23 protein-coding genes are annotated in these 22656 nt (G+C 36.6%); 19 read left to right on the forward strand and 4 right to left on the reverse strand.

The genetic code is table 11. The features are described from left to right. Both AC1RNS_RS08445 and AC1RNS_RS08450 read left to right on the forward strand, forming a co-directional pair. Positions 1-1065: a LolA family protein gene (locus AC1RNS_RS08445; RefSeq protein WP_492991884.1), complete on the forward strand. Its 1065-nt coding sequence runs from the start codon at positions 1-3 to the stop codon at positions 1063-1065. Positions 1066-1075: 10 nt separating this feature from the next. Then, a complete protein-coding gene (locus AC1RNS_RS08450) occupies positions 1076-1297 on the forward strand; it encodes a hypothetical protein (protein ID WP_492991886.1) in 222 nt (73 codons plus the stop codon). Positions 1298-1697: 400 nt separating this feature from the next. Here the strand turns inward: AC1RNS_RS08450 and AC1RNS_RS08455 are convergent, their stop codons facing one another. From AC1RNS_RS08455 to AC1RNS_RS08465, 3 genes are read right to left on the reverse strand one after another with little or no spacing between them, the layout of a single operon-like run. Further along, positions 1698-2033: a YrdB family protein gene (locus AC1RNS_RS08455; protein WP_492991887.1), complete on the reverse strand. Its 336-nt coding sequence runs from the start codon at positions 2031-2033 to the stop codon at positions 1698-1700. A gap of 23 nt (positions 2034-2056) precedes the next feature. Then, positions 2057-2410, reverse strand: coding sequence for a DUF4260 domain-containing protein (locus AC1RNS_RS08460; RefSeq protein ID WP_492991889.1), 354 nt, complete (start codon positions 2408-2410; stop codon positions 2057-2059). Beyond that, positions 2397-2837 carry a MerR family transcriptional regulator gene (locus tag AC1RNS_RS08465; protein WP_492991890.1) on the reverse strand — a complete coding sequence of 147 codons (441 nt, stop codon included), beginning with the start codon at positions 2835-2837 and terminating at the stop codon, positions 2397-2399. Before AC1RNS_RS08465 ends, AC1RNS_RS08460 begins: the two co-directional genes overlap by 14 nt. A gap of 115 nt (positions 2838-2952) precedes the next feature. On the opposite strand from AC1RNS_RS08465, the gene AC1RNS_RS08470 reads away from it, so the two are divergent. The 12 genes from AC1RNS_RS08470 (at position 2953) to AC1RNS_RS08525 (ending at position 15819) form a co-directional block, all read left to right on the forward strand. Then, positions 2953-3459, forward strand: a complete 507-nt coding sequence (locus AC1RNS_RS08470) for a sigma-70 family RNA polymerase sigma factor (RefSeq protein ID WP_492991892.1) — start codon at positions 2953-2955, stop codon at positions 3457-3459. Continuing rightward, the gene (locus tag AC1RNS_RS08475) at positions 3452-4657 is read left to right on the forward strand and encodes a hypothetical protein (protein WP_492991894.1); all 1206 of its coding nucleotides are present in this window, start codon (positions 3452-3454) and stop codon (positions 4655-4657) included. Before AC1RNS_RS08470 ends, AC1RNS_RS08475 begins: the two co-directional genes overlap by 8 nt. 244 nt (positions 4658-4901) lie before the next feature. Next, positions 4902-6347 (forward strand): tetratricopeptide repeat-containing diguanylate cyclase, encoded by a 1446-nt coding sequence (locus AC1RNS_RS08480; protein WP_492991895.1) that lies wholly within the window; start codon positions 4902-4904, stop codon positions 6345-6347. A 253-nt stretch (positions 6348-6600) separates the two neighbouring features. Beyond that, positions 6601-7239, forward strand: coding sequence for a TetR/AcrR family transcriptional regulator (locus AC1RNS_RS08485; RefSeq protein WP_492991896.1), 639 nt, complete (start codon positions 6601-6603; stop codon positions 7237-7239). Positions 7240-7288: 49 nt separating this feature from the next. Next, on the forward strand, positions 7289-9610 hold the full coding sequence (locus tag AC1RNS_RS08490) for an ABC transporter permease (RefSeq protein WP_492991898.1): 2322 nt from the start codon (positions 7289-7291) through the stop codon (positions 9608-9610). 3 nt (positions 9611-9613) lie between these two features. Further along, positions 9614-10372 (forward strand): ABC transporter ATP-binding protein, encoded by a 759-nt coding sequence (locus AC1RNS_RS08495; protein WP_492991899.1) that lies wholly within the window; start codon positions 9614-9616, stop codon positions 10370-10372. A 143-nt stretch (positions 10373-10515) separates the two neighbouring features. Next, the gene (locus AC1RNS_RS08500) at positions 10516-11031 is read left to right on the forward strand and encodes a sigma-70 family RNA polymerase sigma factor (protein ID WP_492991901.1); all 516 of its coding nucleotides are present in this window, start codon (positions 10516-10518) and stop codon (positions 11029-11031) included. Continuing rightward, positions 11018-11701: a TIGR04104 family putative zinc finger protein gene (locus AC1RNS_RS08505; RefSeq protein ID WP_492991903.1), complete on the forward strand. Its 684-nt coding sequence runs from the start codon at positions 11018-11020 to the stop codon at positions 11699-11701. The genes AC1RNS_RS08500 and AC1RNS_RS08505 overlap by 14 nt, the downstream gene beginning before the upstream one ends. Positions 11702-11740: 39 nt before the next feature. Next, positions 11741-12661 (forward strand): ABC transporter ATP-binding protein, encoded by a 921-nt coding sequence (locus AC1RNS_RS08510; RefSeq protein WP_492991904.1) that lies wholly within the window; start codon positions 11741-11743, stop codon positions 12659-12661. Further along, positions 12658-13392, forward strand: a complete 735-nt coding sequence (locus AC1RNS_RS08515; protein WP_492991906.1) for an ABC transporter permease — start codon at positions 12658-12660, stop codon at positions 13390-13392. The genes AC1RNS_RS08510 and AC1RNS_RS08515 overlap by 4 nt, the downstream gene beginning before the upstream one ends. A 281-nt stretch (positions 13393-13673) precedes the next feature. Continuing rightward, positions 13674-14231, forward strand: a complete 558-nt coding sequence (locus tag AC1RNS_RS08520; RefSeq protein WP_286924925.1) for a biotin transporter BioY — start codon at positions 13674-13676, stop codon at positions 14229-14231. A 13-nt stretch (positions 14232-14244) separates the two neighbouring features. After that, positions 14245-15819, forward strand: a complete 1575-nt coding sequence (locus AC1RNS_RS08525; protein WP_492991908.1) for an amidohydrolase — start codon at positions 14245-14247, stop codon at positions 15817-15819. Between the two features lie 135 nt (positions 15820-15954). On the opposite strand, the gene AC1RNS_RS08530 is transcribed toward AC1RNS_RS08525, so the two are convergent. Continuing rightward, on the reverse strand, positions 15955-16179 hold the full coding sequence (locus AC1RNS_RS08530; protein ID WP_492991910.1) for a hypothetical protein: 225 nt from the start codon (positions 16177-16179) through the stop codon (positions 15955-15957). A gap of 248 nt (positions 16180-16427) precedes the next feature. On the opposite strand from AC1RNS_RS08530, the gene AC1RNS_RS08535 reads away from it, so the two are divergent. From AC1RNS_RS08535 to AC1RNS_RS08555, 5 genes are all read left to right on the forward strand, one after another. Beyond that, positions 16428-18200: a glycerophosphoryl diester phosphodiesterase membrane domain-containing protein gene (locus AC1RNS_RS08535; RefSeq protein ID WP_492991912.1), complete on the forward strand. Its 1773-nt coding sequence runs from the start codon at positions 16428-16430 to the stop codon at positions 18198-18200. Positions 18201-18287: 87 nt separating this feature from the next. After that, positions 18288-19235 (forward strand): stalk domain-containing protein, encoded by a 948-nt coding sequence (locus tag AC1RNS_RS08540; RefSeq protein ID WP_492991914.1) that lies wholly within the window; start codon positions 18288-18290, stop codon positions 19233-19235. A 261-nt stretch (positions 19236-19496) separates the two neighbouring features. Beyond that, entirely contained in the window at positions 19497-19772 is a 276-nt protein-coding gene (locus AC1RNS_RS08545; RefSeq protein WP_492991916.1) for a hypothetical protein, read from the forward strand. Then, the gene (locus AC1RNS_RS08550; RefSeq protein ID WP_492991917.1) at positions 19772-21295 is read left to right on the forward strand and encodes a sodium:solute symporter family protein; all 1524 of its coding nucleotides are present in this window, start codon (positions 19772-19774) and stop codon (positions 21293-21295) included. The genes AC1RNS_RS08545 and AC1RNS_RS08550 overlap by 1 nt, the downstream gene beginning before the upstream one ends. Before the next feature lie 15 nt (positions 21296-21310). After that, a complete protein-coding gene (locus tag AC1RNS_RS08555) occupies positions 21311-22642 on the forward strand; it encodes an ArgE/DapE family deacylase (RefSeq protein WP_492991918.1) in 1332 nt (443 codons plus the stop codon). Positions 22643-22656: the final 14 nt, after the last annotated feature.

Genomic DNA, 22656 nt, shown 5'->3' on the forward strand with positions numbered 1-22656 from the left:
ATGAATTGGAAAAAAACACTACGTGCGGCAGGTTTAGTTGCCGCACTTACATTTAGCTTAGTTGGTTGTAATTCGGAGACACCATATTCACCACAGGAGATTATTGATCAAGCGTTACAGGAAACAAAAGAACCACTTACTTATTACGGCGAATATACAATGGACATGGGCGAAGTTGGTGGAATGGTTCATGTCAAGGAGTGGTCTAAGGATGGTAAAAGACGTATTGACATGACAACTGAAAATGGGGAGCATTTCATCTCTGTCAATAATGGTTCTCAAATTATTTTGTATGATGTGGTTGAAAAAACGGCTCAGACGATGAATTTCAAGGAAGGTGATTTGGATGGCTTACAATCACCGAAGGATCAGGCGGAAATTCTATTTAATATGGTGAAAAATACACATGATGTGAAGATTGACGGCGAAGAGAAAATTGCAGGCAGAAATACGTACAAAGTGGTAGCGAAAGCTAAAAATGCTGATACATTAATGGGCGATATGGAAGTATGGATTGATAAAAAAACATGGCTAACATTAAAAACAGTAACCAATAGCGCTGGGAGTAAAATGGTTACGGAATATACCAAAATAGATATTGATAAAAAAATTGATGAAGCGCAATTTACCTTGGATATTCCAGATGATGTTAAAATAGAAGAAATAACTGCACAGGAACCTGAGGCAGTAACACTAGATGTAGTGAAGGAGCAGCTTGGTGAATTTTTAATGGTGCCAGAAGAAAATGGGGTAACATTAACGACAATTCAAGATATGAAGGTGGAGGAACGTCCAGAGTTTTCATTAGAATATCAAAAGGATGAACAGCCTGCTTTCTCAGTTTCAGTGTTTAAAATGACTGGAAGTTATACGGAGTTTGGTGGCGTTCAAGATGAAAAACCGATTGAGGTGCGTGGGAAGCAAGGTACCTACATGGAGCTAGGTGAGTTTTTAACGATTAGCTGGCAGGAAAAGGGGTACCAATACAATATTATTAGAGAAAATCCAGAGCTATCAAAAGAAGATTTAGTCGCGTATGCCAACCAAATGACCATCAATAAGTGAGGTGAATGGTATGAAGCGCAATGAGTGTATAAAATGTTTCGCGTTGTTTTTATTTAGCACCAGTTTTTTATATGGTGTAGGTGAAACATATGGTGTGTCATGGCTACAATTTCAATTCTTTGGTGACTATAGTGAGGAGGGGTTTTATTTCAGCTTTAGTTCTCTCCTTCCTGTATTTGGTGGCGTATTAATTGTGGCTTTATATGAAACGCTGTTTAAGCGATTTATTTAATAGATTTTGAAAATCCATTCTGTTATAGAGTGGATTTTTATTTTAATGTAATAGGTAAAAACCGCTTGGGAGGATTGTGAATGACGCTGGAAATCGACTATTTTACTTTACATCCTAAAGAGAGTGTTTTTTACAGCGATTGCAAAGCCAAGGTTCCAAAAGAAAAGTAAAATTCACCAAGCGACAAAAGAAAAAATAGCTTTCCTAGGTATAGCGATGGAGGATTTACATGTATCGATCTACAATCCTGTCAACTTTTTATCAATTTTAATGCAAGTGCAACATATGGTTATCCATACAATAGTATCACTAAAGGAATTTTATCATGCTAATCTTAAAAAGGTTTACATGTACTATCAAAAAGACTAAAAAATCCACGTTTTTAAAAGTGGATTTTTTATTATGCTCGTTGATTAAAAAAAGTTAATAAGATCTGATTAATGATAATTAGTATAGCAAAAATCGAAGCTAATTGCTTTTGTCCCGCTGTATACAAAGCAATTACAGCTAAAGAGAACATTACAAATTCCAGCATGAAATGGAAGGCCCCATTTAAAGGCATCGTTGCTTTTGATGAGCCGAAAAGTGCCCAGATAAAAGCGATTATCATAGGTACACCGATGCCAAGGCATATTTTTAAAAACCATCCTTTACCTGTTTGCATACCCCAATACCCAAGCGCGATTAACAGACAAATTTCTAATAAAAAGCGAAGAGCTAAATTTAACAGCAGCATGTGCGGACCTCCACGGGTTTATTTTAAGCTATTTGCTGTAAATGTGTTTTCTTAAAGGCTTCATCATATTTTAAGCCGTAGCCAAGCGCACGATCTAAAAAGATATGGGCTAGCCAAATAATTGATGTCATTAGAAGCGGAGTAGATATCATGGCAAAGCCAATCATCATTAGAATTGCTGGCAGTATTAAGCTATGACCTATATTGTAAAATAAAGCCCCAACTTTAGTGTTGACAATATAGCCAAGCATACTGATATCAGGAAGCAATAAAAATAAGAAAAAATAGAATAATGAAAAGTCAAACTGCCAATAGAAAAATAGACTGATTAAAAATGCTAGTAAATATTCAAGAGAAATAATTTTACGTAGTTTCATAATGACCACGACCTTCCTGTAATTTTTGATACATATCTTCGATGAGCGAGGCGATTACCACTTGATTTTCTGCATACTTCCCATCAGCCATCAAAGTCTTCGTTAGCTGTAAGGATTGGAGTGCCTGCTGATAAAACAATAATTGTTGTTCAATATGGGCGATTTTTGCAGAGAATAGCTGAACGGTTTCTTGATTGCAGGATTCTGAAACAGGCTTTTGATCCAGCATCAGTAATTGCTTGATTTCCTGTAGTGTAAAGCCAAGCTGTCTTAATACTAGTATTAATTTAATCGTATTTTCACAAGTGTCATCATACACGCGATAGCCATTGTCGAGTTTATGTGGATACAGTAGCCCTTCCTTCTCGTAGTAGCGCACTGTATCGGTTGTTAATTGATATTTCTCAGCAAACTGTTTAATTTTCATCTAACTACCTCCTGAATTTATCCTAACATTGGAGTGTGCTCCAAGGTCAAGAAAATATTGATAAGAAAGTGAAACGGTCATTAATTGGCAGTCGTTTATAGTGTAAGAGGGGGAGGTGGACGGCATACTTGAAAAAATAATGGATGAACATGCAGAGCATTTACTTCGTCTCGCCTATTTCTACGTGAAAAGTAGGCACGTCGCAGAGGACATCGTACAGGAGGTCTTTATCAAATTTTCACAGCACGACTATGAGGAGCGTGGGCAGCTACGTGCTTATTTATCCACATTAACCATTAATAAAAGTAAGGATTATTTAAAAAGCTGGCATTATAAAAAATTAATTTTACAAGAAAAAATTCTTCCAGTGCAGGCAAAAAAACAGCGAGATGAACTGATTGAAGCGGAGGAAAGATCGCATATAGGGGCAGCTATCTTAAAACTACCGTTATCCTATAGAGAGCCCATAATCCTTTACTATTATGAAGAAATGAAGATAGCTGAAATAGCACAGGTTCTAGGAATTGTAGAAAATACTGTGAAAACAAGGCTGAAAAGGGCAAGGGAAGCCCTGAAGCCTCATTTAAAGCAGGAGGAATGGGAGGTGCTTGGGCATGAATGAATGGCAAAAGGAATTAGTGAAGGTAGCTGGTGATATGTCAACGAGTAAGGAACGTATCAAAAAACACGTTCTGCGGCAGCAGTCTGTCAAACCAAAAAAGCCCATTCGTTTCGCACTATTAACTGCCGTTGTGACTTTATGCTTAGCAGGATTTGTGATGGCGCAACTGTTAAATAAGGATACAAAGCAAGCAGCCCAGATGTTTAACGAAAAGCAGTTTGAGCACTTTGAACATGTTGTATATTTGATGTGGCCGGAACAAGGTGAGGAATTTTCTAAGAGGGAGGCCTATCAAAAATATGAGCAGCTAGTTGCCTATTATTATTTTGCAAAATCATTAGGTAAGACATCTACCAAGGAAGAGCTAGAGGCAGAAAAAAAGGCACGCTATGACGAGCTTGTCATGCTACAAGAATCCCCGCAATATGTGGAGCTTTTTCAAGGGCTAGGACTAAAACAATATTTTAAGACGTATATTGAGCCCCTGATACCGTTTTATGCAGCTAGAAAAGAGCTGAATGCATTTTATGAAAAAAAATATCCAAGCTTAGCTGGAACAGCAGATCAAATCGCTGCAAGAGACGCCCTTCGTTATTTTCAAACTCATTTTGCTGAACAGTCAACAGCATTTCAGAAAAAAATGGGTATCGATAATCGTACACACTCACAAGGCTCGATTTACGTTGGAACGGTCATTAAAATAGAGACAAATGCTTTTTTATTTGTGGAGGGTGCCATCCCTGAGGATCTGACAAAGCTATCTGAGGATCAAATTATTAAGAAATATAATAATGCAACATGGTATCCAATCTTGGATAATTCTCCTGTCAAGGTAGGAGATTACATTTCATTAGAATCATCAGGAAGTATGTCATATGAAGAAAATGGTGCAGAGGTTACAAATGGTTTTTTAAACAGTATTGAATGGATTGAGCCTACTGTAACGAAGAAGCTTACTATTCAAAATGAACAGGAAATCATTCAATTTTTCAACCAAACAGATTGGCAAACTCCAGATAATAATAATAAATTGAAACAACCACCAGAGTATTCTTTTATGCTAGAGGGAGTTAGAGTTGATGTTTGGCTCAGCTATGGTCAGACACTTTATCTGCAAAAAATGGAATATGGGGTTATACATCTTAATCAAAAAAGATCGGAACAATTAAAGGTGATATTAGGTTTGCAAGAATCGTAGCAAGTCTCTAAAAAAGAGGCTTGTTTTTTCTTTGTCAGAAAATTATAGTTTTGTGTACTGTTATCATTATTAGTCTCAGAGGATTTTATTTAGATTTAAAAATTCTTAGGAGGATATATTCAGTTGGATTTTTATTTGGGTTAAATTACTCATTAATTTGAAAATAAATGAGTCCAAAGAATTGTAATATTTTATTAGTAAAGGTAGTATTAAAGATGTAAGGGGTTAAATGAGGAGGGGCGGTATGAATACACAGGAGTTTGAAGAATTATGGATTACGCTAAATGAATTATATAATGCGAATCGCTTTTTAGAATATATCGAATTAAGTAGTGCCGCAATCGAAAGTGCAATTGTACTTGAGATGTACGATAAAGCAATCCTTTTATTACGGTATCGCTGTGCCAGTTATTTTCAAACAGGTGATTTGCAGATTTCCATCAGTGTACTTGAGCAATATCGTGAATTAACCTTTCAATATGGCAATGATATTGATTTAATACACTATTATATTTTAGCGGCCATCTACTGGGGAACATTTGGTCATTTAAAAAAATCTGAGGAGCTTATGCTAAAGGGACTTAAGATTGCTGAGCGCATTCAACATGTAGAAAGCATGGGGAAAATATATAATAATTTAAGTGATTTAGAAATTGCATTAGGAAGCTATCAAACAGCAAAGGAATTCGCGTTAAAGAGCTTATATTATGCAAATGCTTTTGAGACGAAGCATGACAATCCGTATACAGGAATTATCCATCCTAAAATTAACTTAGCCGTTGCGCAAATTTGGCTTGAGGAATTTGAAAAAGCACATGAAGTCTTACAAGAGCTACTGGCAACTATTCAGAAACCTCCGTATTCCAAGGTACAGTTGGAGATTATGAATGCCAATGCTTTGCTTTATGAAAGACAGGGACGCATTGGAGAGGCCATCGATTTATATCAAAAATCAAAGCACTATGCCCTCCAAAATAATGATCTTGCTTTGCTACAAATCATTTACAATTCTTTAGTGAAGCTAATTGAGGAACAGGGAAATAAATTAGTATTGTGTGCAATTCAGAAGGAGTATATTAATATTTTGCTAGAAATTCAACGGGAGAATTATACACATGTGTTATTTGAAATGGAGTATAATGACGAGAAAAAGCAACTAGAAAAATCCTCTTATATTGATCCGTTAACGAATATCTATAACCGACGCTATTTTGATGAGCACGCAGTAAAAATGGTGCAGAAAGCTGCATCTGAAAAACAGCAGTTAGCGTTACTAATGGTTGATCTAGATCATTTTAAAGCCATTAATGATAGGAATGGTCATTTGTTTGGTGATGATGCATTGACCTTTACAGCTACAACATTAAAGGAATTTTTCCAACCTTTTGAATCGATTGTTGCACGTTTTGGAGGAGATGAATTTATTGTTCTTAGTCAATTAAAGGTGGGGGAATCTGCCCAAACATTGGCAGAAAACCTCTATAATAAATTAGCATCTTTATCTTTAATCATAAAAGATGAAGCAATTCATTTAGAGTTTAGTATTGGCGTGAGCATCAATAACAAAGGGCAGGTAACAAAAGTCGAAGAGCTCATTCATCAGGCTGATACTGCACTCTATGCCTCAAAACGCAATGGGCGTAATCAAATTACTGTCTTTAAACAACATAGTGATATTGGAAATGATTGATAATGATAAGCGCTTTTCTGAAAGTTTGTCTCCTTTTTGATGTAAGCGTTGTCTTTAAATTTTAAAAATCTGCTTGTTTTCGCGGGATACACGCCGAGCACTTGCAGATTTTTTTATTGTCTTGATGCAGTTGAGTATCTCTTTAAAAAATGTTTTCTAATTTCTCTATAGAAGATATTGTAAACGAACCCAGTTGTATGATACTATGAAATCAAATAGACAGACAGTCGGTCTATTGAAGGGAGTTATAGCCATGAGAACGATAAAAAAAGCACAAGAGCGTCGAAATGAAATTCTTGATGTGGCAGAGGAGCTATTTAACCAGAAGGGCTTTGATGGTACTAGCACAAACGATATTCTTGAGAAGGTCGGAATCGCACGAGGAACGCTGTATTATCACTTTAAGTCAAAAGAGGATATTATGGACGCATTAATTGATCGGATGACAGACACGATTTTAGAAGCGGCAAAGGAAATTGGTACAGATAAAAGTATTCCAGTAAATGAGCGAATGATTCGAGTTGTAATGGCTTTGAACATTAGCGGGGGGGATAGCAAGGAAATCATGGAGCATATTCACAAACCTCAGAATGCTTTGATGCACCAGAAGATTCAAAAAATTATTTTTAACAATGTGCCATCTATTCTGGCGAATATCATTCGTGAAGGCATTGAGCAAGGATTATTTAGCACACCGTATCCGTATGAATGCATGGAAATGATAGTGGCGTATTCGAATACCATTTTTGATGATGATATGGTTCATTTAACAGACGAAGAGCGCACTTCACGAATAGTTGCGTTAGTATTCAACGTAGAAAGGTTACTTGGTGTTGAAAGTGGAAGTCTCATGTATATGATGAAGATGTTTGGAAATGAAAACAGTGAATAATAAATTTTGTGTAAGGCATTCTTCCATAAATAAGTAAAAGAGGTGACATATGTATTACAGAATAATTCGTAATGATATGGCAAAAAGCAAATTAATATCATTGACCACGATTATATTTGTGGCTGCTGCAGCATTGCTTGTTTCCCTTTCAGCCATATTAATGGTGAATCTTTCAGGTGCGATAGATACGCTTATGAAGCAATCGAAAACACCGCATTTTCTGCAGATGCATTCAGGTGAAATTGATTGGGATAGATTAGAAAACTTCGCTAACAATAATAGCAATGTCAAAGAATTTCAGGTGCTTGAATTTCTCAATGTTGATGGAGCACATATCGTTATTGATGGAATATCACTTGCAGGCAATGTTCAGGACAATGGCTTCACGACGCAAAGTGAAACATTTGATTATCTCCTGGATCTTGACGGACAGGTGATAGAGGTTGCAGATGGAGAGGTATATGTGCCAGTAGGCTATATGAAGGATGGCACTGCAAACATTGGAGATACGATTGTTCTAGATAATAAGAAGAAATTCATCGTTGCAGGATTTCTTCGTGATTCGCAGATGAATTCATTACTTGCCTCATCAAAAAGGTTTTTGGTGAGTGAGCATGATTATGCAACAATAAAGAGTTACGGAACTACAGAATATTTAATTGAGTTTAGATTAAAGGATATATCTGATATAGGCACATTCGAAACTGCTTACACTTCCGCAGGACTTGAAGCAAATGGTCCGACAATTACATATCCACTTTTCAAAATGTTGAATGCCATTTCTGATGGTCTAATGATAGCAGTCATACTTCTAATAAGTGTTCTTGTCGTCACAATCACATTTATGTGTATACGATTTACGCTGCTTGCAAAAATTGAGGATGATTACCGAGAAATAGGTGTTATGAAAGCCATAGGGCTACGTGTTTCAGATATTAAAAAAATTTATTTCGCAAAATACGCAATGATTGCAGCAGTTGGCTGTTCACTTGGCTTTGCCCTATCCTTTGTATTCAAGGGTATGCTTCTTGAAAACATAAGGCTTTATATGGGAGTGAGTGAAAATGCATTTTTGGCTTTATTTTTTGGAATAATTGGTGTACTTATAGTGTTTTTTGTAATGATCGCTTATGTGGGTAATGTACTAAGAGGTTTTCGAAAAATCTCTGCAGCGGAGGCTCTGCGGTTTGGTTTTTCACACGGAAAATCCTCTGGCACTAAAGGCTTTTATCTTAGCAAAAATCGACTACTAAATACGAATCTATTTTTAGGGATAAAGGATGTTCTTTCTAGAAAAAGACTTTACATGACCATGCTTGCGGTACTTGTAATGTCAACATTTATCATCATCGTTCCACAAAATCTATACAATACGATTTCCTCTAAAAGCTTCATCACCTATATGGGAGTAGGGAGCAGTGATTTGCGTATAGATATTCAGCAGACAGACAATATTCCGAAAAAAGCTAAGGAAATTGTAGCAACATTGAATGGTGACAGCACGATTTCTAAATATGCTGTGCTTACGACCAAAACTTTCAATGTGAAGACAACGAATGGCTCTAAGGAAAGTATAAAAATTGAACTTGGTGACCACTCGATTTTCCCGCTTAGGTATGCAGAAGGGAAAGCACCTGTTTCACAAGATGAAATTGCGCTGTCAGTGATGAACGCTGAGGAATTAGGGAAAAAGGTCGGAGATTACATGACCCTGTTAGTCGATGGAGAGGAGAGAAACCTCATCGTATCTGGAACCTATTCCGATATTACGAACGGTGGTAAAACAGCGAAGGCGGCTTTCTCTGACTTACAGGCGGATACAATGTGGAGTGTTATTTATGTAGAGCTTAATGATAAAGCATTGACTGAAACGAAAATTTCTGAGTACACAGATAGCTTTCAATTTGCAAAGATTTCGGGCATAGACGATTATATTACACAGACGTTTGGCTCAACGATAGGCTCTATTGGGAAAGCGTCCTCTATATCAGTCATTATAGCCCTAATTCTATCAATCTTGGTGACATTATTATTTATGAAAATGCTGATTGCAAAGGATAGACACTCAATTGCGATAATGAAGTCTTTGGGCTTTACAAATACGGATATAACCATCCAATATGTAGCCCGTTCGTTATTTGTCCTCATTGTAGGTATTGTTTTAGGAACGCTTTTAGCTAATACGCTTGGCGAGCTACTAGCAAGTGCAGTTATTGCCTCATTTGGAGCAGCGTCGTTTACATTCATTGTTAATCCACTTTCTGCCTATCTATTATGTCCATTGGTGATGGGGTGTACTGTACTAGTAGCAACGGTTATCAGTACGGTTAGCGCAGGTCAGATAAAAATAACTGATAATATAAAGGAGTAGATTATGCAGAAGATTATTATAGGTGAAAAGATCGTAAAATCTTTTAGAGCAAGTAATGAAAATCATCCTGTTCTTAAGGACGTGTCTGTTGAGATAAATGAGGGTGAGTTCATCTCAATCATGGGACCATCAGGATCAGGAAAATCAACATTGTTGTTTGCACTAAGCGGTATGGATCATATTGATAGCGGAAAGGTTACTTTTAATGGCAGTGATTTATCAGCATTCAGTGAAAAGGAGCTTGCCGACATACGTAGAACCAAGATGGGTTTTATTTTTCAGCAGCCAACTTTGCTGAAAAATTTAAATATTTTAGATAATATTATTCTACCCGCCATGCGAGATAATCGAAAAAACGGTGAGGGAATTATCAAACGGGCTAGAGCCGTGATGACAAGAGTTGGAATTGCAGAGTTGGAAAAACGGGATATTACGCAGGTTTCGGGAGGCCAGCTTCAACGCGCTGGCATATGCCGTGCGCTAATGAGTAATCCTGCCATTATATTCGGTGATGAACCGACAGGAGCTCTTAACTCCAAATCTGCACAGGAAATCATGAACATTATTTCTGAAATAAACGCAGAGGGTACTGCTATTATGCTTGTGACGCATGATCCGAAGGTTGCTGCTAGAACGGAGCGAATCCTGTTTATGCGTGATGGAATGATTGTTAGTGAGATGCGTCTCGAAAAATACACTAACACAGATATGGATGATAGAGTGAATAAAGTGACAGCAAAAATGAGAGAAATAGGAATCTAATTATTTATTTTACCCAATAATGTAAGTGACCCGTAATTAATCATTACGGGTTGTTTTTATTGGGGAAAAAAGAAAATTTAAAAATTATGAATCGGAAGTGAATTGACATCCGTCAGTAGTTTAGAAAGTAGGTGAGGGCAATAATGGATATAGAAAAGATTATCGAGGTGCACGGTGACTATTTACTCAAGGTTGCTTATCTATATGTCAAAAATACAGCAACAGCTGAGGACATTGTGCAGGATGTATTGATTGCCTTTTATCAAAAGCAGGAGCAGTTTCGCCAGGAATCATCCTTACGTACATATTTAGTGAAAATGACAGTTAATCGGAGCCACGATTATTTACGAAGTTGGAAAAGTAAACGATTAACACTGCTAGAAAAAATAACGGGACGTACAACGGCTGTCACACCTGAAAAAGAATTTCTTGCCAGGTCGACTAAGCGAGAGCTGGTGGAAGCGTTATTTACCTTATCAGTTGCCTATAGAGAGGTGCTTATTCTTTATTATTTTGAAGATATGACAACTGTGGAAATTGCACAGCTCGTATGTTGTCCAGAAGCAACAATACGAACACGCTTGCAACGTGCTAGAAAACAGCTGGCAACAACCATGGGAGATTATGATTGGGAGGTGTTACGCCATGAATCAATTTAAAGAAGAGGTACTAAAAGAACTTCGAGAGGTTAAGTTTACAGCTGAAAAAAAACAGGCAATCGCTCAAAAAGTACGTCATAAAAGTATAAGAAGAAGCAGTTCTTGGCAATATCGTGTTGTGCTTACAACGTTTACGATTACTTTGATTTCCTTTGTTTTTTTACTATCAAACAATAAAGACCAACAAGTAGGAAGTCAACAAGCGGCAAATATGGAGCAGGAATCGGATACATGGAGTATTTTAGGCTTGTTAGAAAATGACTTTGTAAAGGGTATCTTAATACTTTCTATTTATCTAGTTTTGGCATGTTTTATAAAAAAATATTTAAAAAAGAAAAAATACGGTTTACCAGTTTGTATTCAATGTGGAGAATCATGGACTAAAAAGCAGGTTCACACACTTTTTTGGAAAAATAATGCGAAACCAATTGAATGTAAACATTGTGGAAAAAAACAATACCGTACAAACAAATCGATGCGATTAAATGGGTTAATACAGCTACCATTATTTCAGCTTTTATTTATTACGAGTTTTAATTTTCAAAATATTTTAATTGGAATAGCTTTTTATGTACTAAGTATCCCTATAATTTATTTTATACTCATCCCATATATATTTGCTTTACAGGAAAATGATCCGATGCAGGAGCCTCAAAAACCACTTTGGTAATAAAAATATTTTATTTTTAAAGATGAAAGGGGAATTGTTATGGAAGCAGTTATACAGTTAGAAAATGTAAAAAAATCTTTTGGATCTTTTGAAGCCATTCAAGATTTAACATTTAGCATTCAAAAAGGAGAAATCTTTGGCATAATTGGACCGAATGGGGCTGGAAAAACCACAACAATTGAAATTGTAGAAGGTTTGCAAGAATGTTCGTCTGGCAAAGTAACAGTACTCGGCTATGATCCTTGGAAAGATGCAAAAAAATTGAAGGAAAACATTGGTGTAATGTTCCAACATACAAATTTGCAGCCAAAAATTAAAGTAGGTGAGGCTGTAGAGCTGTTTGCCTCTTTTTATCCTCGTCAGATTGATACGACAAAAGCACTGGAAAATTTAAAATTGGAACCGTTTCGTCATACGTATTTTAAAAATCTATCTGGAGGATGGAAACAAAAATTACTTTTAACTTTAGCAACTTTGCATTCGCCATCAATAGTATTTCTTGATGAGCCAAGTACGGGGCTAGATCCAAAGTCCAGAAGAGAACTATGGAAAATGATTCTTTCCCTCAGAGATGCTGGAACAACAATTGTGTTGACGACACATTATATGGAAGAGGCGGAACAGCTTTGTGATCGGATAGCATTAATGAATCATGGCTCCATAGTTGGTTTAGATACGCCTCAAAAACTTATTCAAAGCCTGAACAAAGATAAATCTATATTAATAGCATGTAAACAATTAGATATAGCATTGATTCAACAGATAGCTGGTGTCTCGAGAGTAGAATCAAAAAATAATCTACTTCAAATTTTTACAAATAATCTTGAATGGACGACATTTGAGCTTTTCAAATTCATAAGTACTAAAGGCTGGATTGTAGATGATTTTCGATTTAGTACGGGTTCATTAGATGATTTGTTTGTCAAATTACCTCAGTTGAAAGGGGAGGTGATGTTATGAAGACAATCTACATGCTAACTTTAATTGAATTGAAGTTATTTTTAAGAGATTTACAATCATTGATTTGGACTTTTATTTTTCCCTTTGTCATGATTTATTTTTTAGGATTTTTATTTGGTAATTCTTCTGTGGGCGAAATTGACTATAAAACTTTATTAATTCCAAATATGATAGCTCTTTGTCTGTTAAGTACAGCTTTATTTACATTAGGTACTCGAATTGTTAGCTATAAAGAATCCCAATTACTGAAGACTTATCAAATAACGCCATTACATTCTATTCGAATCATACTATCTTTTTGTTCATTAGGAGTAATTATTTCCCTTTTTAGTATTATTATTGCTTATTTTAGTGGTTATTTCATTTACAATATACAACCACCAATTTATCTATTAGCAGTAATTTTTTCCATTGTGTTAAGCATGGTAACGTTATTCTCGTTTGGAATTTTAGTAACAGGCATTAGTTCCACAATGCAAGGAGCGGCTGGCATAAGTGTTTTAGCATTAAACTTACAAACGTTTTTATCAGGAGGAGTAATTCCTTATCAAATTTTGCCTCTACCTCTAAAAATTGTGGCAAAAACTTTACCATTACACTATGTAAATGACCTTTTAACATTTACTTGGACAGGTCAATCAGTCAATTCTATATGGTTAAATATAATAATCCTAATAGGAATGGCCTTCGTATTTATTGTTCTATCAATACGTTTTTTTAGATGGACTTAAAATCATAATTAAAGGGGTGAGCGTATGAATTCTAAAAAAATCAGTAAAAAGAAAATATGGATGATTATAGGATGTGTACAAGGGGTTATTCTCTTGATGCTATTACTATATTTAGGCGGGTATTTATAAATTTATTGTAAAGAAATAGCTAGCTCACCATAGTAATCTCATTTTTTTTATAGCAATTTTTCAAAACTGATTGACAACGGTTTTCATTTGCTTTAATCTTTGTGTTAACTTATTTTAAGTTGTAGTTAACGTACAAGGGGAGGCAATTTAGTTTGAAAAAGAGTAGTACATATCAATACGTATTAACAGCATTTGGAGCTGCTATTGTTTCAGTTTTGGCACAAATCAGTATTCCAATTCCGTTATCACCTGTACCCATTACAGGGCAGACACTTGCAATTGGCTTAGTTGTAACAATCTTAGGGACAAGACTTGGCACATTATCAGTGCTATTATACATTTTAATTGGAGCGACTGGTTTACCAGTTTATAGTAATTTTTCTGGCGGTCCTAGTATTCTCTTTGGTCCTACAGGTGGTTATATTGTCGGCTTTTTACCAACAGCTATCATTATGGGGCTTTATTTAAAGAAATTTGGTCTTACAATTCCTCATGCGATTGTTTCAAATGTAATAGGGATGGTTATTACTTTAGCATTTGGTACAGTATGGTTGAAATTCGCGATGAACCTTTCTTGGATGGGAGCATTTATGTCAGGTGCAGCGCCATTTATTATTCTAGGCTTAGCAAAAGCAGTACTTGCTGCATGGGTTGGCGTCATTGTTCGCCGACGTTTAGAATCTGCTCGTTTAATTGAAGCAACTGCATAGGAGGCGAATTGTTTTGGCAACGTTGTGGACAGGCGGGAAAATTTACACGATGGGGAAAGTTGGCGAAACAGTTGAAGCTGTCCTAGTCAAGGATGGAAAAATAGTAGCGACAGGCTCAGTTGATAGTCTGTCGCCATATGCTACTTCTATACAGGATTTACAAGGAAGTGTTATGTATCCAGGCTTTGTGGACAGTCATTTACATATAATTGGGTATGGGGAAAAATTAAAGCATATCGATGTATCGAACGTTACAAATAAGGAAGAGCTGCTTACTATTATTGGTGAGAGGATGGTAACCGCTTCAAGGGATGAATGGGTTATTGCCATCGGATTGAATGAAACACAATTTGATGAACCTATTTTTCCTACATTGATAGAGCTGGATGCTCTAGGTGAAGCACATCTTATTATAAAGCGTTGCTGCCATCATTTAATTTTAGCCAATTCTAAGGCACTCGCCTTTGCGGGTATTACCAATGAAACTCCTTCGCCAAAGGGGGGCATTATAGAGAAAGTAGAAGGACAGCTAACAGGTGTTTTAAAGGATGTAGCTTTATATATGATTGTAAACAACATGCCTCATATCACACCAGCCTATATTGAGGATGCACTGAAAAAGGCTGTTGCATCACTACAATCATTCGGTTTAGTAGGTGGTCATTCGGAGGATTTAAGCTATTATGGTCCACCAATGCAACCGATTCATGCGTTCCGAAAGGTTGTAGACGCACAACAATCGTTTAAGGTGCATTTATTGCAGCATCACACAGTATTTGAGGAAGTTGTTAAAATGCAGGAGACAGCATCTCCCTATATAGAATTTGGTGCCATGAAAATCTTTATTGACGGTGCTTTTGGAGGACGAACAGCTGCACTTCGTAAGCCTTACTGTGATGAACTCAATAATAGTGGTATGCTTGTTCATTCCACTGAGCAGTTAAAGGAATATGTTCAACTTGCACGTCAGCATAGACAAACTGTGGCAGTTCATGCAATTGGAGATTTAGCCATTGAAACTATTTTAGCTGTATTCAAGGATTATCCGCCACCACACGGGCAAGTAGATCGTGTTATTCATTGTAGTTTAGTGGATGACGATCTTTTAGCAAAATTAGCATCCTTACCTGTTGCAGTCGATATGCAGCCACAATTTGTACAGGGAGAGTTTCAGGCAGAGCTAGCAAGACTTGGTGAACGGCGAGCGCAAGGGCTGCATCCGTTAAAATCGCTTTTAGATCGTGGAGTAATCGTTGCAGGGGGCAGTGATGCTCCGATTGAAGTGCCAAATCCATTGCATGGTATTTATGCAGCAGTGACAAGACGAAATTTCGGTGAGACACATAATGGCTATAATGCTCCTGAGAAGATTTCACGCTATGAGGCAGTGCACCTCTACACTGTTGGAGCAGCACAGATAATAGGTCAGAATCATATTCGTGGTAAGATTGAGGAAGGCTATACCGCAGATTTCACTATTTTCGAAGAGGATTTATTGACAATTGACATTGAAAAAATACCATACGTAAAAGTGGTCTATACGGTTGTTGATGGCCGTATCGTTTACGCAAATCGCTGTGAGGGTTAATCCTAACAGCGGTTTTTTAAATTTTTGGAACAATTCTAGGTAGGAAGCTACTGTTTACGCAAGGAATCGTTTTTGTGGAACTTATTCGGGCAATGGATGTCCCACTTCTTTTTCTAGCTTCAAGAAGTGGGCGTCTTATTGCCTATTTGTGCGGGATAGTTTGTCAAGTTGCTGTTCAAGGTTTTGTACACGCTTTGTTAGTGAATCCACTTGTTGCTGTAGCGTCTGCTGTGGAGGCAGAGGAGTAGTAGCTTTCATTTTCTTTATCATATGAATCATAACAAAAAATATAACAAGGAACATAACCAGCACTATACTTGTACTAATAATATCCCCAAGGTTAAAGCCCTTCTGCGTCATTATTATATAACCCCCTTAAATTCTTCGCCATTATAGTATTTACTGGATGACCAATCTAAAAGTTTCAAGAAAATATATCCAATCACCATAAATACACAAATCTTAAGCGTTTTTCTGGCATATGATATGGGACAAATTCAAATTCATTTCTATTGTTAAGGTAATTTAGCATATAGAGCATATCATATAGAAACAAGTGTAATAAGCGAAAATGGGGGAATACGGTAGTATGGACTGGGGTGATTTAAATGCATAGAGCTGGACAAGTAATGCGACATGCTATCTACAATATATATCATTATCGCTTTGATTATATACAGGTTTTCGCGCTTATTCGGTTATGTCAGTTTTTATTCTTTTTACCAGTGACAACGATTGTCTTTAAACTAATGCTACGAGTAACAGGTTATACGCATATTACTGAGCAAAATATTCAAAGCTTTATATCACATCCATTTGTCATTTTGATGATATGCTTGGTAATAATAGTGTTGTTGCTTTTTATTTATTATGAAATGGGCTTTCTTTTTTTAATGGCCTTTTACCAGCAAAGAGGGATTCGATACCGATTTCTAAATATTTGGCAGCGATTGAATCGAAAGGTTTTTTCTTTTTTTAGTGTGCAAATACTTTTTTTTATTGTTTATCTTGTTCTGTTATTACCATTAGCTTCGTTTATGTTACCTTTAACGTTAACTCAAGCTATTACTATTCCTCGTTTTTTGATGGAAGAGATTATGAGTACTCGTGAGGGCAGATTAATCTATGCAGTTGTCGCCTGCTTTTTAGTAATCGTTGGTATCCGTAGTATATTGACATTACCGATTTTTACAGTCCAACCCAAAATTTCTATATTCCGATCATTGATACAGAGCTGGCGTTTTTCAAAACGTGGTCTGTTTGAAATCCTCGTTTTATTGGCCATGCTTTTAACTGGTCATTTACTTGTCCTAGTAGGAATAACTATTATTGGTACTCTGCCATTGTATATTTTAGAGCGTTTTATGCCGAGTATGGCTCTTATCACAGCAGGGATGACATTAGCATTTTTAGAAATGGTTTTTGTCGTGTTATTCACTTTACTGCAAGCAACATATTCACAAGTTATGGTGGCTATTACCTTTAATACATCGGTTTTAGGCAAATTTACGCTTGTACCGAAATTTAAGAAAAGACGTTTAAAACCACTGTCATTTATTGTAGTAGCTGTTTTTATTGCTTTAAGTGTGATGAACACCATCTCCTTAGAGAAAAGCGTCTATGCACCTGATACAAAAATTATTGCTCATCGAGGCTATACAGCAGGCAATGTGGAAAATACAATTAGCGGTCTTGTAAGTGCAGCTAGTGCTGGAGCCGACTTAATCGAGATTGATATTCAGCAAACAGTTGATGGAGAGTTCGTGGTCTTTCATGATCGAACTTTACGAAGATTAGCAGGTAAAAATGGTGTGATTGCTAATATGACACTTGGCGAATTAAAGACGCTGACGATTCATGCAAATGGTTTTAGCGATAAAATTTCCTCTTTGGATGATTTTATTGAAATTGCAAAGGCTCTAAATGTTTCATTGTTAATTGAGTTAAAGGTACATGGGAAGGAAACGGAAGATGCCCTGCCAAAGTTAGTGGAAAAGCTACGAGCTTATAAGGTGCTTGATTCATATTATGTGCAATCCTCTGATCCACAAATGATGACTCAGTTAAAAAAACTGGCTCCCAATTTACGTGTGGGTATAGTATATGCATTAAATATCGGACCAATGGTTGAATCAGTAGACTTTATTGCTCTTGAGGAATCTTGGGTGACAGCTGAGCTTATTGCCGATTTAAAGAAACAGAAAATTGATTTATTTGTCTGGACGTTAAATAAGGATCGTTCATTACATGAATTTATTGAGAAAAATGTCAACGGTGTGATTACTGATCATCCAGATGTCGCCTTGGATATTCGAACAAAGCAAAGTGAGCATCAATACTTTTTACAGCGTGTTCTTAATAGACTTCAATTTATATTTTAAATAGTATAAAAATATGGAGGCTGTAACCTTTTTCATTTAAATACGACTACTTTTATGAATTCGTAAATGATGAAGGAGATGCTTTTTATGAAAATGAAGAAAGTTGTACCATTTGCTATGACAGCTTTATTAATTGGGAGCGCAATCGGTGTTCCATCTGCATTAGCAAACGAAGGAGAGGCAGTTGTAACAAATGCTGCTGAAAATAAGGAGCAAAATCCACAAGTTCAGCCTATTTTTATAAAAGTAACTGGCACTGTAGATACAATTGAAACACGTGATAAAGCCACATATTATACGGTGAAAGATGGCGAAAATATAAATGTTTTTGTTGTCACTAACGATACATTAATTTTTGATAATATGGGTAAAGAGGTAAAGCTTCAAAAGGGTGATAAAGTAACGGCTTATACGTATGCCAACAAGCCGATGATTATGATTTATCCACCTCAATATAACCCAGAGGCAATCATTGTGGAAACAAATGAAATGGGAAGTGTTGAACTTGACTTTTTCAATAAAGATTTAGTCAATACAAATAACACGTTAAAACTCAATATTGGTGAAGAGACAAAATTACTTAGCCTATCTGGTAAAGAGGTAAAGGCAGCTGATTTAGCAGAGCAACACTTACTAGTGTTTTATGCAATTGCAACAATGAGCATTCCAGCACAAACACCTCCTTCAAAAGTGGTTGTGATAGACACAATCACTGAAAAGCCAAGTGAGGTTGAACCTGAAGAAGGGGAGCCATTTGAATCTGCTGTACAAGAAATCATTAACAAAGATTTTTATGAAGTAGCTGGTACAAAAATGGTACCATTACGCTTAATTGCTGAAGAATTAGGCTTTACTGTAGAATCAACAGGAAAAGGCGCAATTGTTTCTAAAGGCGCACGATCTTATACAATTACGCGTGGTCAAAAAGATTATGGTTATAATAAGGCAATTCGTCACTTTAAAGCAGCACCAGCTTTGTTAGAGCCAACAAAAACTTACGTTCCACTTGAATTTGTGGAAGAATTAATGAAATAACTACTATGTTCCCTCCATAGCAACTAGCTATGGAGGGTTTTTTATCTTTTTATTTCCAATAGCTTGAAAATCATTTTGGACAATAAACAAAAGAAAAGGGATGTTTTTGTCTATATTCTAAATTATAATAATAATCTGATAATTTATTGACTTTTTACTCACCTAAAAATAAGATGTACAATAACCGGTTTAACAAATAAATGCTTTAAAGCAGCAATTAAATGTTTTAGAACTAATATAAAGACACAAGGGGTGATTGATTTGAAGTCAGTTGTAACAAGAAATATCATCTTCTCTGCCTGCTTTATTGGGTTAATTTTACTAGCAAGTTTTCCAGGCTTATTTGATTTTAGTAATAAAATTGAGCCGAGAATTTTCAGTTTATCCTTCGCCTATTTTTGGCAAATTTCTATGAATATCTTGATTTTTGCGCTATTAATAACTTGGTATTTTGTAGATTCTAAATATGGGGATTTGGATATTGATATTGAGCCTTTAACGAAAGCCGAATTGCTAGAAAGAGAGGCGACTCGTTAATGCTATCTATTACCTTTATTGTCATCTTCTTTGTCATCGTTTTTGCGATCAATGCTAAAAATTTTGGTGTTAAGTCCTTCGAGGAATATGCAACGGCACGAGGAAGCTTTGGGGTTATGGCAATTTCATTAGCCGTATTTTCAACCTGGTATGTTGGTGCGACATTTACGGCTTTTGCAGGCTATTCAGTGGGCTATGGATTTATTGGTCTTTACGTACTGACATATGCAACTTTAACAATGCTTTCTATGTATTTAGTTGCAGAAAAAACATATATTTGGGGTAAAAAATATCATATTAGTACGCAGGCTGAGTTAATGGATTTACGCTACAAAAGCAGCATGGTGCGGTTAGTAGTTGGTATTGCAGGAATTGTGTTTACTGCCCCATGGCTATTAATGGAATGGATTACCCAGGGCGTTATTTTCAACTATGCCACGAACGGTTTAATTAGCCCTGTTGTTGGGATGATTATTGGCATTATTGTTGTGCTTGCTTATGTTTCACTAGGTGGAATGAAATCAGTAATTACAGCGAATATTTTCCAAGGTGCATTTATGTTTTTCATTGGAACAGGTGTCATGATCTATATGATTTTTAAATTTGCTGGAGGACTATCTTCAGGTATGGATTCTTTAGTGGCTAATTATCCAGAAACATTAACATTCCCTGGACCAGGTTGGGAATTACCTACTCCGTTTTGGACATCCATTATTATAACTAGTGGATTAGGCGGTTTCATGTGGCCGTGGGTATATAATAAATTATTTGCCTCAGATAGTATTCGCTCCATTAAACAATCGGCCTTAATTGCGCCTATTATCGGGGGGATATTCTACGTAGCGTTCCAACTGCTAGGAAATGTACTGTATATGAATGATACAGCAAGAAATAATCCTGAAGAAGCGTATATGTGGGCTGCTGGACAAATTGGTCCATTCGTACTTGCTCTCATGTCTACAGTTATTATGGCTACAAGTATTGCAACAGTAAGTGGAATTATTCAAGCTATGTCAACATCAATTTCTCGTGATGTTGCGACCGTTATTAAAAAGGATATTTCTGAAAAAACAGCAATGAAAATAGCAAGATTTTCTGTTTTTATTATAGGAGCAATTTGTGCAGTATTAGCAACGGTTGATGTAGGGGCATTAATTAATGTAGCATTACTATCCTACCAAGGGATTATTATGATTTTCCCTGTGGTGATTCTTGGCCTATATTGGAAGCGTGCGAATAAGGAAGGTGCTATTGCAGGAATGCTTGTTGGCACAATTGTATCCATGACATTAACGGTAACTGAGCCAGCATTTATTGCAGATTTAGGATGGTCTGCTGGTGTCTATGGTCTTATTATAGCAACAATTATTATGATTATTGCTGGATATATGAGACCGATAGAGCCACATGTTGAGGAACTGTGGAAAGATGTAGAAATGGCAAGGCAAAATAAAAAAGCAATTTCGCTAAGTGCGACAGAAACAGAACCAATAACGGCGAATATTAGCCTGGAAAATAAGTAAAACAGGAGGAATAATATGAAAAATACATTATCAGCTGAAAATATCCAGCAAGAAGTATTGGCTACCATAGATGAGATGCGTGAAGAAATCATTCAATTAGCAAGTAATATGGTGAAAATTCCAAGTGTAAACCCAAATTATGATGGAGTCAATAAGGCAGAAGTGATTGGTGGGGAAAAGAATGTGCAGCTATTTTTAAAACCAGTCTTTGAAGGAATTTGTGATGAAGTAGATATGTGGGAGGTCGAGGAGCAACGACCTAATTTAGTCGGAAGAATTAAAGGTTCAGGTAATGGTGGTAAATCTCTTATTTTTAATGGACATATTGATGTAGTGCCTCCTGGTCCAAACTCAGACTGGAAATTTAATGATCCATTTTCGGGTAGAGTGGAAGATGGCAGACTGTATGGACGTGGCGCATGTGATATGAAAGGTGGGATTGCTGCTCAAATTATGGCAGCAAAAGCCTTGAGGAAATTAGGTGTGCAGTTGAAAGGGGATCTATTGCTAGAAACGGTTGTTGGTGAAGAAACGATGGATCATGAACTAGGGGTTACAGCTACTGTGGAAAGAGGCTATACGGCTGATGCGGCAATTGTATCAGAACCCTCTGGACCACCACAAAGTTTAGCGGTTGTGCCAGTTAGTCCAGGTGTTATTAGAATGCATATAACAGTTAAAGGGAAAACAACACATGCGTCTGTCCGTAGAGAGTTTATTCGGGCAGGTGGTAAGCATGGTGAGGTTGGCATCAATGCTGTTGAAAAAGGGATGTATATTGTACAAGCCCTACAGCAGTTAGAAGAGGAATGGGGATTTACCAAAAAACATGAGCTATTTGAACCAGGACATTTTTCAATTCATCCCGGCATCATTCATGGAAAATCCTATGATGTAGATTTACCTTTTGTTGTTTCGGATTATTGTACGATTCAATATGCAGTATGGCACCATCCTAAAGAGACCTTTGAGGAAGTGAAGGCGGAAATTTTAGGACATGTAGATAGAGCTGTGCAGAATGATTTATGGTTACGAAATAACCCTCCCGAAGTTGAGTTTTTATTACATTGGCCTGCATTTGATGTAGCGGTCGATCATCCAATTGTGCAAGCAACAAGTCGGGCACACCAAGAAGCAACAGGTGAAGAAGCGACTATTCATGGCTTTGTAGCCGTTGCAGATGCAGCATTTTTAAATGCCAAGGGAATTCCTTCTATTATATATGGTCCAGGAAGTATATTAGTAGCCCATGCTGCCAATGAGTACGTACTAGTTGAGGATCTCATAAAGGCTGCTAAAACATATGCCTTAACAGCCATAGATTGGTGCGGTATTGAGGGAATATAAAGGGAGGTGTAGTT

The organism is Lysinibacillus sp. GW821-FHT14F06 (assembly GCF_058803665.1).

Coding starts and splice junctions, on each gene's coding strand:
- AC1RNS_RS08445 (WP_492991884.1), top strand. CDS start 1: ATGAATTGGAAAAAAACACTACGTGCGGCAGGTTTAGTTGCCGCACTT.
- AC1RNS_RS08450 (WP_492991886.1), top strand. CDS start 1,076: ATGAAGCGCAATGAGTGTATAAAATGTTTCGCGTTGTTTTTATTTAGC.
- AC1RNS_RS08455 (WP_492991887.1), bottom strand. CDS start 2,033: ATGCTGCTGTTAAATTTAGCTCTTCGCTTTTTATTAGAAATTTGTCTG.
- AC1RNS_RS08460 (WP_492991889.1), bottom strand. CDS start 2,410: ATGAAACTACGTAAAATTATTTCTCTTGAATATTTACTAGCATTTTTA.
- AC1RNS_RS08465 (WP_492991890.1), bottom strand. CDS start 2,837: ATGAAAATTAAACAGTTTGCTGAGAAATATCAATTAACAACCGATACA.
- AC1RNS_RS08475 (WP_492991894.1), top strand. CDS start 3,452: ATGAATGAATGGCAAAAGGAATTAGTGAAGGTAGCTGGTGATATGTCA.
- AC1RNS_RS08480 (WP_492991895.1), top strand. CDS start 4,902: ATGAATACACAGGAGTTTGAAGAATTATGGATTACGCTAAATGAATTA.
- AC1RNS_RS08485 (WP_492991896.1), top strand. CDS start 6,601: ATGAGAACGATAAAAAAAGCACAAGAGCGTCGAAATGAAATTCTTGAT.
- AC1RNS_RS08490 (WP_492991898.1), top strand. CDS start 7,289: ATGTATTACAGAATAATTCGTAATGATATGGCAAAAAGCAAATTAATA.
- AC1RNS_RS08495 (WP_492991899.1), top strand. CDS start 9,614: ATGCAGAAGATTATTATAGGTGAAAAGATCGTAAAATCTTTTAGAGCA.
- AC1RNS_RS08500 (WP_492991901.1), top strand. CDS start 10,516: ATGGATATAGAAAAGATTATCGAGGTGCACGGTGACTATTTACTCAAG.
- AC1RNS_RS08505 (WP_492991903.1), top strand. CDS start 11,018: ATGAATCAATTTAAAGAAGAGGTACTAAAAGAACTTCGAGAGGTTAAG.
- AC1RNS_RS08510 (WP_492991904.1), top strand. CDS start 11,741: ATGGAAGCAGTTATACAGTTAGAAAATGTAAAAAAATCTTTTGGATCT.
- AC1RNS_RS08515 (WP_492991906.1), top strand. CDS start 12,658: ATGAAGACAATCTACATGCTAACTTTAATTGAATTGAAGTTATTTTTA.
- AC1RNS_RS08530 (WP_492991910.1), bottom strand. CDS start 16,179: ATGACGCAGAAGGGCTTTAACCTTGGGGATATTATTAGTACAAGTATA.
- AC1RNS_RS08535 (WP_492991912.1), top strand. CDS start 16,428: ATGCATAGAGCTGGACAAGTAATGCGACATGCTATCTACAATATATAT.
- AC1RNS_RS08540 (WP_492991914.1), top strand. CDS start 18,288: ATGAAAATGAAGAAAGTTGTACCATTTGCTATGACAGCTTTATTAATT.
- AC1RNS_RS08550 (WP_492991917.1), top strand. CDS start 19,772: ATGCTATCTATTACCTTTATTGTCATCTTCTTTGTCATCGTTTTTGCG.
- AC1RNS_RS08555 (WP_492991918.1), top strand. CDS start 21,311: ATGAAAAATACATTATCAGCTGAAAATATCCAGCAAGAAGTATTGGCT.